13 protein-coding genes are annotated in these 15,476 nt (G+C 63.6%); 9 read left to right on the top strand and 4 right to left on the bottom strand.

The features are described 5' to 3' along the window. Positions 1–117: 117 nt before the first annotated feature. Genes P1U48_RS03395 through P1U48_RS03385 form a run of 3 tightly spaced genes read left to right on the top strand, consistent with a single transcriptional unit; the run spans position 118 to position 4,859 of the window. Positions 118–660 (top strand): gamma-glutamylcyclotransferase, encoded by a 543-nt coding sequence (locus tag P1U48_RS03395; protein ID WP_301067205.1) that lies wholly within the window; start codon positions 118–120, stop codon positions 658–660. A 53-nt stretch (positions 661–713) separates the two neighbouring features. Next, on the top strand, positions 714–1,958 hold the full coding sequence (locus tag P1U48_RS03390; RefSeq protein WP_301067203.1) for a biopolymer transporter ExbB: 1,245 nt from the start codon (positions 714–716) through the stop codon (positions 1,956–1,958). A 3-nt stretch (positions 1,959–1,961) separates the two neighbouring features. After that, a complete protein-coding gene (locus P1U48_RS03385; RefSeq protein ID WP_301067200.1) occupies positions 1,962–4,859 on the top strand; it encodes a peptidoglycan -binding protein in 2,898 nt (965 codons plus the stop codon). A gap of 18 nt (positions 4,860–4,877) precedes the next feature. On the opposite strand, the gene P1U48_RS03380 is transcribed toward P1U48_RS03385, so the two are convergent. The 3 genes from P1U48_RS03380 to gloB all read right to left on the bottom strand — a co-directional run bounded on the left by P1U48_RS03380 (position 4,878) and on the right by gloB (position 9,106). Next, entirely contained in the window at positions 4,878–5,780 is a 903-nt protein-coding gene (locus tag P1U48_RS03380; RefSeq protein WP_366142860.1) for a M23 family metallopeptidase, read from the bottom strand. 68 nt (positions 5,781–5,848) lie between these two features. Then, a complete protein-coding gene (gene clpA / locus P1U48_RS03375; RefSeq protein ID WP_301067196.1) occupies positions 5,849–8,179 on the bottom strand; it encodes an ATP-dependent Clp protease ATP-binding subunit ClpA in 2,331 nt (776 codons plus the stop codon). Between the two features lie 165 nt (positions 8,180–8,344). After that, complete coding sequence (gene gloB, locus P1U48_RS03370) at positions 8,345–9,106, bottom strand: hydroxyacylglutathione hydrolase (protein WP_301067194.1); 762 nt, start codon at positions 9,104–9,106, stop codon at positions 8,345–8,347. A gap of 59 nt (positions 9,107–9,165) precedes the next feature. Here gloB and P1U48_RS03365 point away from each other — a divergent pair, with 59 nt between their 5' ends. Further along, the gene (locus P1U48_RS03365) at positions 9,166–9,924 is read left to right on the top strand and encodes a methyltransferase domain-containing protein (protein WP_301067193.1); all 759 of its coding nucleotides are present in this window, start codon (positions 9,166–9,168) and stop codon (positions 9,922–9,924) included. Between the two features lie 46 nt (positions 9,925–9,970). Here the strand turns inward: P1U48_RS03365 and P1U48_RS03360 are convergent, their stop codons facing one another. Beyond that, the gene (locus tag P1U48_RS03360; protein WP_301067191.1) at positions 9,971–10,126 is read right to left on the bottom strand and encodes a hypothetical protein; all 156 of its coding nucleotides are present in this window, start codon (positions 10,124–10,126) and stop codon (positions 9,971–9,973) included. A gap of 417 nt (positions 10,127–10,543) precedes the next feature. On the opposite strand from P1U48_RS03360, the gene P1U48_RS03355 reads away from it, so the two are divergent. The 5 genes from P1U48_RS03355 to P1U48_RS03335 are packed head-to-tail and all read left to right on the top strand — an operon-like array spanning position 10,544 to position 15,405. Continuing rightward, entirely contained in the window at positions 10,544–11,104 is a 561-nt protein-coding gene (locus P1U48_RS03355) for a F0F1 ATP synthase subunit delta (RefSeq protein ID WP_301067303.1), read from the top strand. Then, positions 11,104–12,642: a F0F1 ATP synthase subunit alpha gene (gene atpA, locus P1U48_RS03350; protein WP_301067189.1), complete on the top strand. Its 1,539-nt coding sequence runs from the start codon at positions 11,104–11,106 to the stop codon at positions 12,640–12,642. The genes P1U48_RS03355 and atpA overlap by 1 nt, the downstream gene beginning before the upstream one ends. Before the next feature lie 12 nt (positions 12,643–12,654). Then, positions 12,655–13,530 carry a F0F1 ATP synthase subunit gamma gene (locus P1U48_RS03345; RefSeq protein WP_301067187.1) on the top strand — a complete coding sequence of 292 codons (876 nt, stop codon included), beginning with the start codon at positions 12,655–12,657 and terminating at the stop codon, positions 13,528–13,530. Between the two features lie 19 nt (positions 13,531–13,549). After that, complete coding sequence (atpD, locus tag P1U48_RS03340; protein WP_301067184.1) at positions 13,550–14,974, top strand: F0F1 ATP synthase subunit beta; 1,425 nt, start codon at positions 13,550–13,552, stop codon at positions 14,972–14,974. Positions 14,975–14,985: 11 nt separating this feature from the next. Next, the gene (locus P1U48_RS03335; protein WP_301067182.1) at positions 14,986–15,405 is read left to right on the top strand and encodes a F0F1 ATP synthase subunit epsilon; all 420 of its coding nucleotides are present in this window, start codon (positions 14,986–14,988) and stop codon (positions 15,403–15,405) included. Positions 15,406–15,476: the final 71 nt, after the last annotated feature.

Below are 15,476 nucleotides of genomic sequence, written 5' to 3'. Positions count from 1 at the left end.
CCTTTCTTGACGGGGCGACTTGGTGGTAACCAGGCGGAGGCGGTTCGCCAAGGGCCAGATACAAGGGCACGCCGATGGGAGCCAGCGAAATGACTGACGGCGCCGGGAAGGGCAATGATGAGCATTTGGGTCTTTGGCTATGGGTCGCTGATCTGGAACCCGGAATTCGATCCGGCGGAAACAGCAATCGCCACCCTGCCGAATTACGCCCGCAGCTTCTGCATGCGTTCGATCCACCATCGCGGCAGTGAGGCGGCGCCGGGGCTGGTGCTGGCGCTGGACCACGCGCCGGGGGCACAGTGCCTGGGGCTGGCGATGCGGCTGCCGTCCGCAGGGCGCGACACGATCCTGACGACGCTGCGCGAGCGCGAACTGGTGTCCTCGGCCTATGTCGAGATGCATCTCCCGATCTGGCTGAAGGATGGCCGCGAGGTGACGGCGCTGGCCTATGTCGTCGATCCCGATCACGGCCAATATTGCGGTGACCTGCCGCTGGCCGAACAGGCGCGGATCATTGCCCGGGCCACTGGCCGACGCGGGCCGAACCGCGATTACCTCTTTGCCACCCAGACGCATCTGGCACAGCTGGGTATCGCTGATGGCGAGTTGGGCGATCTCAGCGATATGGTGCGGCGTCTGGTCGATAAATCCTTGGCTTAGCGGGGCCAAACCCGTAAACTCCCGGCAAGATAACAGTGTCAGGAAACGTCCTTATGGACCAGCCGGACCGCGAGGCTCAAACGCAGTTTTCGCAACCCGTTCGTCAGATCATGTTGATGCTCATGGCATTGACTCTGACCGGAGTCGGCGCCGTCTTTGCCGCGCCCAGCGTGCTGCCGGTGTTCGAAGCCAACCCCTATCTGAACGGCTTTATCGCTTTTGTGTTCGGGATCGGGGTTATCGCCTGTTTCTGGCAGGTGGTGCAGCTGATCTCTTCGGTGCGCTGGATCGAGGCCTTTGCCGCCGACCGGATTGAATCCGAAGGGGTGCGCGCGCCGCGCCTGTTGGCGCCGTTGGCCACCCTGCTGCGGTCGCGGTCGCGGCGGATGCAGATTTCTTCGACCTCGGCGACATCGATCCTCGATTCCGTCGCCACCCGGATAGATGAAGCCCGGGAAATCACGCGTTACATCGTCAACCTGCTGATTTTCCTAGGACTTCTTGGCACTTTTTACGGGCTGGCCACCACCGTGCCGGCGCTGGTCGACACCATCCGCAACCTGGCCCCGAAAGACGGCGAAGGCGGGGTCGAGGTGTTTGGTCGGCTGATGGAGGGTCTGGACAGTCAGTTGGGCGGCATGGGCGTCGCCTTTGCCTCGTCGCTGCTGGGTCTGTCGGGATCGCTGGTCACCGGTTTGCTCGAACTCTTTGCCAGCCATGGCCAGAACCGGTTTTACCGCGAGCTTGAGGAATGGCTTTCGACCATCACCCGGGTCAGCTTTGCCTCCGGCGACGCGGAAAGCGGAGACTCCAGCGGCATGGCCGGGGCGTTCGACCAGATGGCCGAACAGATGGCCGAGCAGATGGAAAGCCTGCAAACCATGTTCACCCAATCCGATATCAACCGCTCGATGCTGGATGAGCGGATCGGTGGGCTGACCGATGCGGTGACGGCCTTGGCCGGTGAGATTGGCGCACAGCTGGAACAAAACCCTGTGATGGAGTCACTTCAGAGGGTGGCAGAGGGCCAGGAAAGGCTATTGGATCATCTGACCCGGCAAGGCACCGGCGAAGGTCTGGACGCGGAAAGCCGGATGCGGCTGCGCTCGATCGACGTGCAGATGCTGCGCATTCTGGAAGAGATTTCCGCGGGTCGACAGGAAACCATGACCGAGCTGCGCACCGACCTCGCGGCTTTGGCCAAGGCGGTTCAGGCCTCGTCCCGGCGTCCCGGGCTGGCCACCGCCGCTATGCGCCCCGCGCCGGTCAAGCAGGCGGGCGGGGGCCAGGAGGGCTAGGCGATGTCGCTGTCGCGCCGATCTGGCAACCGGTTCCAGGCGTCGATATGGCCGGGCTTTGTGGATGCGATGACCGGCCTGTTGATGGTCCTGGTCTTTGTGCTGACCATCCTGATGGTGGTGCAATTCGTGCTGCGCGAAACCATCACCGGTCAGGAAAGCGAACTGGATCAGCTCAGCTCTGAAGTGGCGGCATTGGCACAGGCATTGGGGTTGGAACGCGACAAGAGCCGGGCGCTTGAGGGCGAACTGGGCACGCTGAACGCGACGCTGGATAAATCCGAGGCGGAAAACACCGCGCAGGCGGCCTTGCTGGCGTCGCTGACGTTGGAACGCGATAGCACCCGTGCCGATCTGCGCAGCGCCGAGGCGCGGATCACCGATTTCGAGGCGCAAGTCGCCTCGCTCCTCTCTGAACGCAATGACGCCCGCAACCAGGTCGCCGATCTGCAAACCGCCCGCGACAGGCTGATCTCGGACCGCGAGGCGCTGCAACTGGCGCTGGCGCAGGCGCGCGGCGAAATCGACGCGGGCGCCGAGGCGGCGCGGCTGGCGGCGGCGAAGCGGGACGCGCTGGAGGCGATGATCGCTGATCTGAATGCCAAGAACGCCGAGGCGCGCTCTGCCAATATCGATCTGACGGCGCGGGTCAGCGACCTGCAAGCCACGCTGAGCGAAGAGGAAAAGGCCCGCATCGTCGAGGCCGCCGCCGCCGAGGCGCTGCGCGAAAAGCTGAAACAGGCGGACAGCGAATTGACCGCGATGACCCTGGCGCTGGAGGCGCAGCGCAAAAAGGCCGAGGACACGCTGACCTTGCTGGCCGCGGCTGAAAACGCAGGCGACGATCTGACCGCGCAGCTGGCGGCGGCGCTGCTGGCGCGGGATCAGAGCCGGATGGAACTGACCGGGCTGGGCGCCGATCTGACCACCACGATCAGCGCGCTCGAGACCAGCCGCGCGGCGCTTGAAGCCCGTGAGGCGGCGCTGGGCGAGACCCGCGCGGCGCTGGCCGCAGCCCGTGACGATCTGGCCGGGCGCGACGCGGCCCTCAGCGCCTCGGGCGAGCGGATTGCGGCGCTTGAAGGCGAATTGGAGCGCACCAGGGTGCAGCTGACCCGTGCCGAAAGCGGTCGCGGCGCGACCCTGAGCCAGCTCAGCTCGACCGAGGCTTTGCTGGCCCGGGCGCTGGCCGATATTGACGATCGCGATGCCAAACTGGCCGAGCTTGAGGCGCGGCTGGGGGTGATCGAACAGGCGATGGCCAATGCCGCCCGCGCCCGTGAGGCGGAAGAGGCGCGGCTGAACGCCGAGGTGGTGGCGCTGCGCGATGCCCGCGATTCCGCCCGTCAGAAAACCGCCCGGGCGCTGGCCGCCGCCGAGGATGCCCGCAACCAGGCCGAGGCCGATGTCGCGGCGCTGCAATCGCGCCTGACCAGCCTGCAGGCCGAGGCCAGCCAGGCCCGTGACGGTGCTGCCGCGGAACGTGGCGCGCTGGAGCGCGACCTGTCCGATGCCCGCGCAGCGGCGGCGGCGGCGGAGTCGCGGCTGGCCAATGAACGCGACGCCGCAGCCGAGCGTCTGGCCCAGGCCCAGGCCGCCACCACCAGGGCCGAGGCGCGGATCACCGCGCTGCAGGCCGAGGTGCAAAACGCGCGGGCCGAGACCGAGACCCGGCTCTCGGAACTTGATGCCGTGGCCGCAAGGATCGCCGCGATGGAGGCCGCCCTGGCCCGTGCCGCCGAGGCTCGAACCGGGCTTGAGGACCGGCTGGAGGCCGCGATGGCGGCGGGTTCGACCGCCGAGGCGTTGCAACAGGACAAGGCGGCGCTGGAATCCGAACTGGCCACAGCCGAGGCGACGGCGGCGCAGAATGGCCGCAAGATCGCTGAGATGGAGCAAAAACTGATCGCGTTGGAGGCGGCGCTGACTCGCGCCCGTGATGCGGCTGAGGCGGCCGAATCCGGGCGCGCAGCGGCGTTGAACAGTCTGGAACGGCAATTGGCGGCGGCGCTGGCGGCCAAGGCAACGGCCGAGGCGGCGGCGTTGGATCGCAACGCGGTGCAACAGCAATTGGCGGCGGCATTGGCGGCGAAACTGAAGGCCGAACAATCCGCCGAGGATCGCCTCAGCGAGGCCGAGCAGCGCGAGGTGCTGCTGCGCCAGGCCCAGGACTCGCTGGCCGATCAAGAGGCGCGCTCGGCGGAAAGCCAGCGCCGGGCGGCGCTGCTCAATCAGCAGGTCGCAGCATTGCGCTCGCAACTCGGCTCGCTTCAGGCGCTGCTGGATGACAGCAAGAGCCGCGACAAGGCCGCCAAGGTCGAACTGGCGGCGCTGGGCAAGGATCTGAACGCCGCTCTGGCCCGCGCCGCAGCGGAGCAAAAGAAACGTGCGGAGCTGGAAGCGGCCGAGCGCAAGCGGCTGGAGGCGGAAAAGCAGGATCTTGAGAAATACCGGTCGGAATTCTTTGGCCGCATTCGTGAGGTGCTGAGCAATCGCGAGGGCGTGCAGATCGTCGGCGACCGCTTTGTGTTCTCCTCCGAGGTGCTGTTCGCCCCGGGCAAGGCGGATCTGTCCGCCGAGGGGCAAGGCGAGATTGCCAAGGTTGCCGAGCTGATCCGCGACATCGCCGCCGAGATCCCCGAGGGCATCGACTGGATCCTGCGGGTCGACGGGCACACCGATGACGTGCCGGTGGTTGGCAACGCCGACTTCACCGACAACTGGGATCTGAGCCAGGCCCGTGCCCTGTCGGTCGTGCGGTTCATGACCGAGAATCTGGGGCTGCCGCCGAACCGGCTGTCGGCCAATGGATTCGGGCAATTTCAACCGATTGCGGCGGGCACCTCACCCGAGGCGCGGGCGCAGAACCGGCGGATCGAGCTGAAGCTGACCGAGCGCTGAGGCGGGGCTTGCCCGGGGTCAGCGCAGCTGAACCGTGACGCTCATTGTGTCGATATCCTTGCCGTTGCGGCGCAGCACCACCTGACCCTGATAGAGCCCGGGGCGCAGCGCCTTGCGGATGCGGCGGCCGGAGGCGCGGAAATACTGCGCCTGTTTCGCCTCGATCGGCACCTCGGCCTGGTGATAGCCGCGCCCGTTCGGAGCGGTGATGCTCAGCCGCAGCACATCGCCCGCCTGCGCGCCATAGGCATAGGCCCAGAGCACCAGCGCCGGGGCATCGGCGGGCAGGGTCAGATGCCCGGCGGTGCCGGCCTTGATGGTGTCGTAGTCGGGCAGGGCGTCGGCAAACCCGACGCTCAGCAATCCGCCGGGCTGATAGGCGGGGGCGTCGCGCCAAAGGCTTGCGCCATCGCGCAGGCCGCATTGCCCGGGCTCTGCATTCGGCGCAAACGGGTCGATGACCTGGCCATTGTGGCGCAGCGACAGATGCAGATGTGGAAACTGGGTGCGACCGGACAACCCGACCCGTCCCAGGGGGGTGCCGGTGTCGACCAGCGCCCCCTGGCTGACACGGATCGAGCCCTGGGCCATATGGCAATACTGGGTTTCCCAGCCATCGCCATGCGCGATCACCACGCCATTGCCGCATTCCTTGCCGTCGATCCGCGCCGCGTCCTCAGCGGTGAACAGCCGGTCAGGCTCGCCGTCGCGGGTGGCACGCACCTGTCCGGGCGCGGCGGCCAGAACCCGGACCCCGGCGCGCATCGCCGCGAGCGAAGGCAGAGCGAAATCGGTGCCCTTGTGGCCGTCATAGCTGAGACCGCCACAGGTGAAATCCGTGACGCCCGCGCCTGGATCGGCATCGGCGTAGTTCTGGATATAGCAGGTTTCGCCGAGGCGGCAGTCGATGGGCAGCGCCAAAGACGGCTCCGCCGCCGCAGCGGGCGCGGCGGCGGCGGCAAGGAGCAGGGGGAGTATCCCCCTGAGGGTCATTCCGCGGTCAGCAGCGGCGGCTTGTTCTTGGACAGCCGAGGGCTGTCCGGTCCGGACGGCTGCAAGTTGATCTTGCCGTCCTTGACCGTCACCTTGACCACACCGCCCTTGGTCAGCTTGCCGAACAGCAATTCCTCGGCCAGCGGCTTCTTGATGTATTCCTGGATCACCCGTGCCAGTGGCCGGGCGCCCATCTTGTCGTCATAGCCCTTGTTGGCCAGCCATTCGGCGGCGGGGCGGGACAATTCGATGGTCACGCCACGGTCCATCAGCTGCGCTTCGAGTTGCAGCACGAACTTTTCAACCACCTGCAGGATCGTCTCTTTCGGCAATTGCGCGAAGGAGATCACCGCATCCAGACGGTTGCGGAATTCCGGGGTGAAGGTGCGCTCGATGGCGGCGGTGTCCTCACCCTCGCGGCGGTCGCGGCCAAAGCCGATGGCGGATTTGGCCTGTTCGGTTGCCCCGGCGTTCGAGGTCATGATCAGGATCACATTGCGGAAATTCACCGTCCGGCCATTGTGGTCGGTCAGCTGGCCATGGTCCATCACCTGCAACAGGATGTTGTAGACATCCGGATGCGCCTTTTCGATTTCATCGAGCAACAGCACGCAATGCGGATGCTGGTCGACACCATCGGTGAGCAAGCCACCCTGATCAAAGCCGACATAGCCCGGCGGTGCGCCGATCAGCCGCGAAACCGCGTGTTTCTCCATGTATTCCGACATGTCAAAGCGCAGCAATTCGACCCCGAGCGTATCGGCCAGCTGTTTGGCCACCTCGGTCTTGCCGACCCCGGTGGGGCCCGCGAACAGGTAATTGCCAATCGGTTTTTCCGGCTCGCGCAGCCCGGCGCGGGACAGTTTGATCGCGCTCGACAGGGCGTCGATGGCGGCGTCCTGACCAAAGACCACCCGTTTCAGCGAGGCTTCGAGGTCTTTCAGAACCTCGGCATCGTCCTTGGATACGGATTTCGGCGGGATCCGGGCGATTTTCGCCACGACATCCTCGATCTCCTTGGCGCCGATGGTCTTGCGACGTTTGCTTTCGGCAACCAGATGCTGTGCCGCTCCGGCCTCGTCGATCACGTCGATCGCCTTGTCCGGCAATTTCCGGTCATTGATGTAGCGCGCCGAAAGCTCGACCGCAGTGCGGATCGCGTCAGCGGTGTAGCGGACGCTGTGATGTTCCTCGAAATAGGGTTTCAGCCCCTTGAGGATTTTCACCGTGTCCTCGACCGTCGGTTCATTGACGTCGATTTTCTGGAACCGGCGCGACAGGGCGCGGTCCTTTTCGAAATGCTGGCGGAATTCCTTGTAGGTGGTCGATCCCATGCAACGCAGCTTGCCGCCCTGCAGGGCCGGTTTCAGCAGGTTGGAGGCGTCCATCGCGCCGCCGGAGGTGGCCCCGGCACCGATCACCGTGTGGATTTCGTCGATGAACAACACCGCGTCGGGATGATCCTCAAGCTCGGTCATCACCGCTTTCAGCCGTTCCTCGAAATCGCCGCGATAGCGGGTGCCGGCCAGCAGCGCCCCCATGTCGAGCGAATAGATGGTGGTTTCCGAGAGCACCTCAGGCGTTTGGCCATTGACGATCTTGCGGGCTAGACCTTCGGCAATGGCGGTCTTGCCGACACCGGGGTCACCGACCAGCAGCGGGTTGTTCTTGCGGCGTCGGCACAGAACCTGAATGCAGCGCTCGACCTCGGACTCGCGTCCGATCAGCGGATCGACATCCCCATGGCGGGCCTTTTCATTCAGATCGACGCAATATTTGTCGAGCGCGCTTTCCTTGGCGTCGGGCGCGTCGACGGGGGTCGAGCTGGCGGATTCATCTTCGATTTCAGAGGCGCCGGACAGCGGCCGCGCCTCGCCAAAGGCGGGGTTCTTGGCAACGCCATGGGCGATGAAATTCACCGCGTCATAGCGAGTCATTTCCTGCTCTTGCAGGAAATAGGCGGCATTTGATTCACGTTCGGCAAAGATCGCGACCAGCACATTGGCGCCAGTCACCTCGGTGCGGCCCGAGCTTTGGACATGGATCGCGGCACGCTGGATGACGCGCTGAAACGCGGCGGTGGGCACCGCTTCGGACCCGTCGACATCGGTGACCAGGTTGGACAGGTCATCCTCGATGAATTCGACCAGGGTCTTGCGCAGATCCTCAGTGTCCACCGAACAGGCTTTCATCACCTTGGCGGCATCGGGTTCGTCGATCAGCGCCAGAAGCAGATGTTCAAGCGTTGCAAATTCATGCCGACGTGCATTGGCAAGTGCCAGCGCGGCATGAATTGCCTGTTCCAGCGTTGTGGAAAAAGATGGCAATTGGCTGCTCCTTGGTATCTGGGCCGGAGCGGGGTCGAGTGCCCCGGTGCGACCTTGGCCTCATAATCTTAAAGTTTGGTCGATTGCGGCGGGGCTTCAAGGTTTATTTGCGTGCAGGTGTTCACATTTCCCCAAACCGATGCACAGGCGCGTTACTTTGCGGCATCAAAAGCTGTCTTTGCGCCGGCGCACCTCGGCGAAAACCTCGGCGGCGGTGACATTTGGCATATTGACCGCCTTGCGCACCTCGGGCGTATCGACCCTGAGGAACGGGTTGGTGGCCAGTTCAAGCGAAAGCGGCACCGGCACTGTCGGGCGCCCTTCGGCGCGTGCCGCTTCGACCGCTTTCATACGAGAGATATAGTCAGGATGGTCCGGTTCAATGCTCAGCGCAAATTTTCCGTTGGAAAGAGTATATTCATGGCCGGAATAAATCAGCGTCTCGGGCGGCAGCGCCGCCAGTTTGCTGAGCGTGGCGTGCTGCATCTCCATGGTGCCCTCGAACACCCGGCCACAGCCCCAGCTCATCAGGCTGTCGGCGGTGAACACCACCCCGGCATTGGGGAAATAATACGCCATATGGCCCAAGGTATGGCCGGGCACATCCAGCGGAACGGTATAGCTTTCGCCGGTGCCGCTGTTCATTCCCTCGCTCAACGCCACGTCGAGCGGCGGCAGCTTGTCCGCTTCGGCCTTGGGGCCCATCACCTTGAGCCCGTATTTCGCCCGCAATTCTTCGGTACCAACTGTGTGGTCGCCATGATGATGGGTGATCAACAACGCGCCGGGGGTCCAGCCGCGCGCCTCGGCCGCGGCGATGATTGGCGCGGCGTCCGGGGCGTCGATGATGCAAACCCCGTCCGGGCCTTTGACAAGATAGGCGTAATTGTCAGACCGGCAGGGGACCGTCACGATGTCCAGGGGCATGGCTTTTCACCTCGTCGTTGCTATGTTCCCTATCGAACCGCATGTGCGGCGGAGGTGCAATGCATCAAGACGTGACCGATCTGCGGAATTTCTACTATCGTTCGACCCTCGGTCGAGCGGCCCAGCAGCACATTCGCAACAATCTGATCCGCATGTGGCCCGAGGCCAAGGGCCAGACCGTGGTCGGGTTCGGCTTTGCCGCGCCTTTGCTGCGCCCTTACCTGGCGCAGGCGCGGCGGGTGATCGCGCTGATGCCCGCGCCACAGGGGGTGATGCCCTGGCCCGCCGGGCAGCCCAATGTCAGCGTGCTGAGCGAGGAAACCGAATGGCCGATCGAGACCGGTCATGTCGACAAGCTGGTGGTGATGCACGGGCTTGAGGTCAGCGAACAGCCCTCGGAGCTGCTTGAGGAATGCTTTCGGGTGCTGGGGCCGGGCGGGCGGGTGATCTTTGTGGTGCCGAACCGATCCGGCCTCTGGGCGCGCAGCGACCGCACCCCCTTTGGCCATGGCCGACCCTATAGCCAAGGTCAGTTGGAGGCGCAGCTGAAACGCCATGCCTTCCTGCCCGAAGCCCATGTGAACACCCTGTTCCAACCGCCCTCGACCCGACGCTTCTGGCTGAAGACCGGAACCAGCTGGGAAAAGCTGGGGCGGCGGTTCTCGATGGTGATGGCGGGCGGGGTGCTGATGGTCGAGGCGACGAAACGGGTGCAGATGCCCGCCGGTCCCGGTGTCCATGCCAAGGCACCAAGCCGGTTGAAAGTGCTGGAAGGGCTGGGCGCGGCGAAACCGGAAACCGCGCGGCTGGGCGACTGACACAGGCGCGCTGAATGCGGCGGTTGCCGCAGGTTTTGCGGCCCGGTCAGAGCCGGGCGCGACCCGATAGGGCGGCGAGGAGATCGTCGCGCGCTTTAGCATCGGCGTCCTTGGCGGCCATGGCTTCGGCCTCATCATCGCCCATGTCGATAAAAAAGCCCGCAGAAAAGGCCGCGGCCAGCACCAGGATCAGTTCCAACATCTATTTGCCCCCAATTAACGCCAGGCGCCGGGCATTGCGGCCCGGGTGGCGTTGCCTGTTGTTAGGCGATTTCGCGACAAGGTGGGTGAAAACCTGTGAAACTCAGTGTTTCCAAGCGGTTTTGGCGCGGGAGTCGAGCCGGGCGCGGCCGCCAGATTCGTCCCCCGGCGCCAGGCGCCCGAAAGCGCGAGCGCTAACGGTCTGGGGCAAAGCGCAACAGATTTCTGCGATCTGCCGCTAACCCCGCAAAACAAGGGCCCAACCTCCCGACAAAAGCGGGTTTCACAGGTTGCCCGCGCCAAAGCGCTCTGCTACACCCACGCCGATTTTGATGCTTTGAGACCTATCAAGGCTCCCACTGCTCCGGGGCCGCGTTCGCTTGCGCGGAGGCCGGAGCCAGAACGCGGAAGGGTGGACGTGTCCGAACCAGCTTCGATCTCATCCGGCATCGCGGCGCGCTATGCGACAGCCGTGTTTGACATAGCCAAAGATGACAAAGGGCTTGCCGCCCTGGAAACTGACATTGACACGCTGGATGCGGCGATGGGCGAGAGCGCGGACTTCCGCGATCTGCTGTCTTCGCCGATCTATACGCGTGACGAGCAGGCGCAGGCGGTTGCCGCGCTGGCCGATGCGATGGGCCTGTCGGCCACTGTCAAGAACACCCTGGGCCTGATGGCGACCAAACGGCGCCTGTTCGTGCTGCCGCAGCTGGTCGCTGCCCTGCGCGCCGCCATTGCCGAGCATAAGGGCGAGGTCATGGCCGAGGTTGTCAGCGCCAAGTCGCTGACCAAGGCCCAGGCGGAAAAACTGTCGAAAACCCTTGCGGCCACGGTTGGCAAGGATGTGAAGATCAAAGCGACCGTCGATGAGAGCCTCATCGGCGGTCTTGTTGTCAAAGTGGGCTCCCGGATGATCGATACGTCGATCCGGGCGAAGCTCGCAGCCCTCCAGAATGTAATGAAAGAGGTCGGATAATGGGTATCCAAGCAGCTGAAATTTCTGCGATCCTCAAGGCGCAGATAGAAAGCTTTGGCCAGGAGGCCGAGGTGGCCGAAGTTGGCCGGGTGCTCAGCGTCGGTGACGGTATCGCGCGGGTCCACGGGTTGGACAATGTGCAGGCCGGCGAGATGGTCGAGTTTCCGGGCGGCATCCAGGGGATGGCGCTGAACCTCGAAAGCGACAACGTCGGCGTCGTGATCTTCGGCACCGACCGCGACATCAAGGAAGGCGATGTGGTCAAGCGGACCAACGCCATCGTCGACGTGCCGGTTGGCGACGAAATGCTGGGCCGGGTCGTTGATGGCCTCGGCAACCCGCTGGACGGCAAGGGCCCGATCAAGACCTCCAAACGTGGTCTGGCCGACGTCAAGGCGCCGGGCATCATCCCGCGTAAATCGGTGCACGAACCGATGGCGACCGGCCTCAAATCCATCGACGCAATGATCCCGATTGGCCGTGGTCAGCGCGAATTGATCATCGGCGACCGGCAAACCGGCAAGACCGCCGTGGCGCTGGACTCGATCCTGAACCAGCAAAGCTATAACAAAGCGGCGGGCGACGATGAGAGCAAAAAGCTCTATTGCGTCTATGTCGCGATCGGCCAGAAACGCTCGACCGTGGCGCAGCTGGTGAAAAAGCTCGAAGAAACCGGGGCCATGGCCTATTCGATCGTGGTTGCTGCAACCGCGTCGGAACCGGCACCGATGCAATACCTGGCGCCCTATACCGCGACCGCAATGGCGGAGCATTTCCGCGACAATGGCCGCCACGCGCTGATCATTTATGATGATTTGTCCAAACAGGCCGTCGCCTATCGCCAGATGTCGCTGCTGCTGCGTCGCCCGCCGGGGCGTGAAGCCTATCCCGGCGACGTGTTCTATCTGCACTCCCGCCTGCTGGAACGCTCGGCCAAGCTGAACGAAGATTTCGGCTCGGGCTCGCTGACCGCGCTGCCGATCATCGAAACCCAAGGTGGCGACGTGTCGGCGTTTATCCCGACCAACGTGATCTCGATCACCGATGGCCAGATCTTCCTTGAGACGGAACTGTTCTACCAGGGTATCCGCCCGGCGGTGAACACCGGTCTGTCGGTGAGCCGGGTTGGCTCTTCGGCCCAGACCTCCGCGATGTCCTCGGTCGCCGGTCCGGTGAAACTGTCGTTGGCGCAATACCGTGAGATGGCGGCCTTTGCCCAGTTCGGTTCCGACCTCGACGCCTCGACCCAGCGCCTGCTGAACCGTGGCGCGCGGCTGACCGAGCTGATGAAACAGGCGCAATATTCGCCGCTGTCGAATGCTGAAATCGTCTGCGTGATCTTTGCAGGCACCAATGGCTATCTCGACAAGTTGCCGCTGGCCGATGTCTCTCGGTTCGAACGCGACCTGCTGAACTTCTTGCGCAACCAGAAGTCCGACGTGCTTGACTGGATCACCAACGATGATCCGAAGATCAAGGGCGACGCGGCTGACAAGCTGAAGGCAGTGATCGACGAATTCGCCGCCGACTTCGCATAAGAGGGGCGGGACATGGCCAACCTCAAGGACCTGAAGAACCGGATCGCGTCGGTCAAATCGACCCGCAAGATCACCAAGGCCATGCAGATGGTGGCCGCCGCGAAACTGCGGCGGGCACAGGAAGCGGCTGAAAACGCCCGGCCCTATGCCGAGCGGTTCAATGCCGTGCTTGGGCAATTGGCCGCCTCGGTCGCGGGCAGCGGATCCGCGCCGCGGCTGCTGGCCGGAACCGGCGAGGACAAGGTGCATCTGCTGGTGGTGATGACCGCAGAGCGTGGGCTTTGCGGCGGTTTCAACGCCAATATCGCCAAGCTGGCCAAGACCCATGCGCAAAGCCTGAAGGCGGCGGGCAAGACGGTCAAGATCATCACCGTCGGCAAGAAAGGCCGTGACAACCTGCGCCGTGATTTTGGCGATCTGTTTGTCAGCCATGTCGATCTGAGCGCGGTCAAATCACTGGGCTATGCCAATGCGCAGGACATCGCCAAGGATGTGCTGACACGGTTTGACGCTGACGAATTCGATGTTGCCACGATCTTTTATTCGAAGTTCGTCAACGTGGTCACCCAGATCCCGACCGCACAGCAGATCATCCCGGCCGCCTATGAGACGGAAGCGGATGCCGACAGCGGTGCGGTCTATGATTACGAACCCAGCGAAGAAGAGATCCTGGCCGACCTGCTGCCGCGCGGTGTCGCAACCCAGATCTTCACCGCCCTGCTGGAAAACAACGCCTCGTTCAACGGCTCGCAGATGAGCGCGATGGACAACGCCACCCGCAACGCGGGCGACATGATCGACAAGCTGACGATCCAGTACAACCGTTCGCGGCAGGCTGTGATCACCAACGAGCTGATCGAAATTATTTCGGGCGCGGAAGCGCTCTGATCGAACCGGAGAGACAAAGATGGCAAACGCAAAAGGTAAGATCACTCAGGTGATTGGCGCCGTGGTCGACGTGCAATTCGGCGAACACCTGCCGCAGATTCTGAACGCGCTGACCACCGACAACCACGGCAAGACGCTGGTTCTGGAAGTGTCGCAGCACCTGGGCGAAAGCACCGTGCGCTGCATCGCTATGGACGCGACCGAAGGTCTGGTCCGCGGCCAGGAAGTGACCGACACCGATGGCCCGATCACGGTCCCGGTTGGCAATGCCACGCTGGGCCGCATCCTGAACGTGGTCGGCGAGCCGGTTGACGAAAAAGGCCCGGTCGAGTCGACCGAACGCCGCGCCATCCACGGCGAGGCCCCGGCCTTTGACCAGCAATCGACCGAAACCGAAATCCTGACCACCGGCATCAAGGTCATCGACCTGCTGGCCCCCTATACCAAGGGCGGCAAGATCGGCCTGTTCGGCGGTGCCGGCGTGGGCAAGACGGTTCTGATCATGGAACTGATCAACAACATCGCCAAGGTGCACTCGGGCGTGTCGGTGTTTGCCGGCGTGGGCGAACGGACTCGTGAGGGCAACGACCTTTACCACGAGATGATCGAATCCGGGGTTATCACCCCCGACAATCTGAGCGATTCAAAGATCTCTCTGGTCTATGGCCAAATGAATGAGCCGCCGGGGGCACGTATGCGCGTTGCCCTGTCCGGTCTGACGCTGGCGGAACAGTTCCGCGACGACACCGGTTCGGACGTGCTGTTCTTTGTCGACAACATCTTCCGCTTTACCCAGGCGGGTTCGGAAGTGTCGGCACTGCTGGGTCGGATCCCCTCGGCTGTGGGCTATCAGCCGACGCTGGCCACTGACATGGGTGCGATGCAGGAACGGATTTCCTCGACCAAATCCGGTTCGATCACCTCGGTTCAGGCCGTCTATGTGCCTGCGGATGACTTGACCGACCCGGCGCCCGCAACCTCGTTTGCGCACCTTGACGCGACCACGGTTCTGGATCGTGCGATCTCGGAAAAGGGCATCTATCCGGCGGTTGACCCGCTTGGTTCGACCTCGCGCCTGCTCGATCCGCTGATCATCGGCGAAGAGCATTACAAGGTTGCAACCGACGTTCAGCAAATCCTCCAGCGCTACAAGTCGCTGCAAGATATCATCGCCATTCTTGGCATGGATGAGCTTTCGGAAGAGGACAAACTGGCCGTGGCCCGGGCTCGTAAGATCGAGCGTTTCCTGAGCCAACCTTTCGACGTGGCCAAAGTGTTCACCGGCTCCGACGGGGTTCAGGTGCCACTGGAAGACACGATTTCCTCGTTCAAGGCGGTTGTGGCCGGCGAATACGATCACCTGCCCGAGGCGGCCTTCTACATGGTTGGCGGCATCGAGGAAGTGAAAGCCAAAGCCGAGAAACTGGCAGCCGAAGCTGCGTAAGGGGCTGAGATATGGCCGATAACATGAAGTTCGATCTGGTTTCGCCTGAGCGTAGCCTGGTCTCTGGCGAGGTTTCCTCGGTGCAGATTCCCGGCGCCGATGGCGATCTGACGGCGATGCAGGGGCATGCGGCGCTGATCACCACGCTGCGCCCCGGCCTGCTGTCGATTTCCGGGCCCGCTGGTGACGATTCCTATGTCGTCTCGGGCGGCTTTGCCGAAATCAACGCCGATGGGGTGACGGTGTTGGCCGAACGCGCGCTGCACCAAAAGGAAATGACCCAGGATTTGTATAATGACTGGGTCGCCGAAGCGAAGGCGGCACATGCCAATGCGGCGGGCGACGCGGTGGATGGCGCGGCAAAGCTGCTGGCGGATATGGTGGCCATGGGTGGCCATATCGGTTTGGACCCGAACCAAGCCAACCTTTGATCGACACCTGCATTCAGAAGAAAGGCCCCGGCATTGTCCGGGGTCTTTTGCATTTCGGGAACAGACAGGCA

The sequence above is a fragment of the Pseudooceanicola sp. genome (assembly GCF_029213205.1).
In the GTDB taxonomy this organism is placed as follows: domain Bacteria; phylum Pseudomonadota; class Alphaproteobacteria; order Rhodobacterales; family Rhodobacteraceae; genus Pseudooceanicola.
Note: the sequence above shows the minus strand (reverse complement) of the source record. Positions and strands in the feature narration are given on the sequence as shown.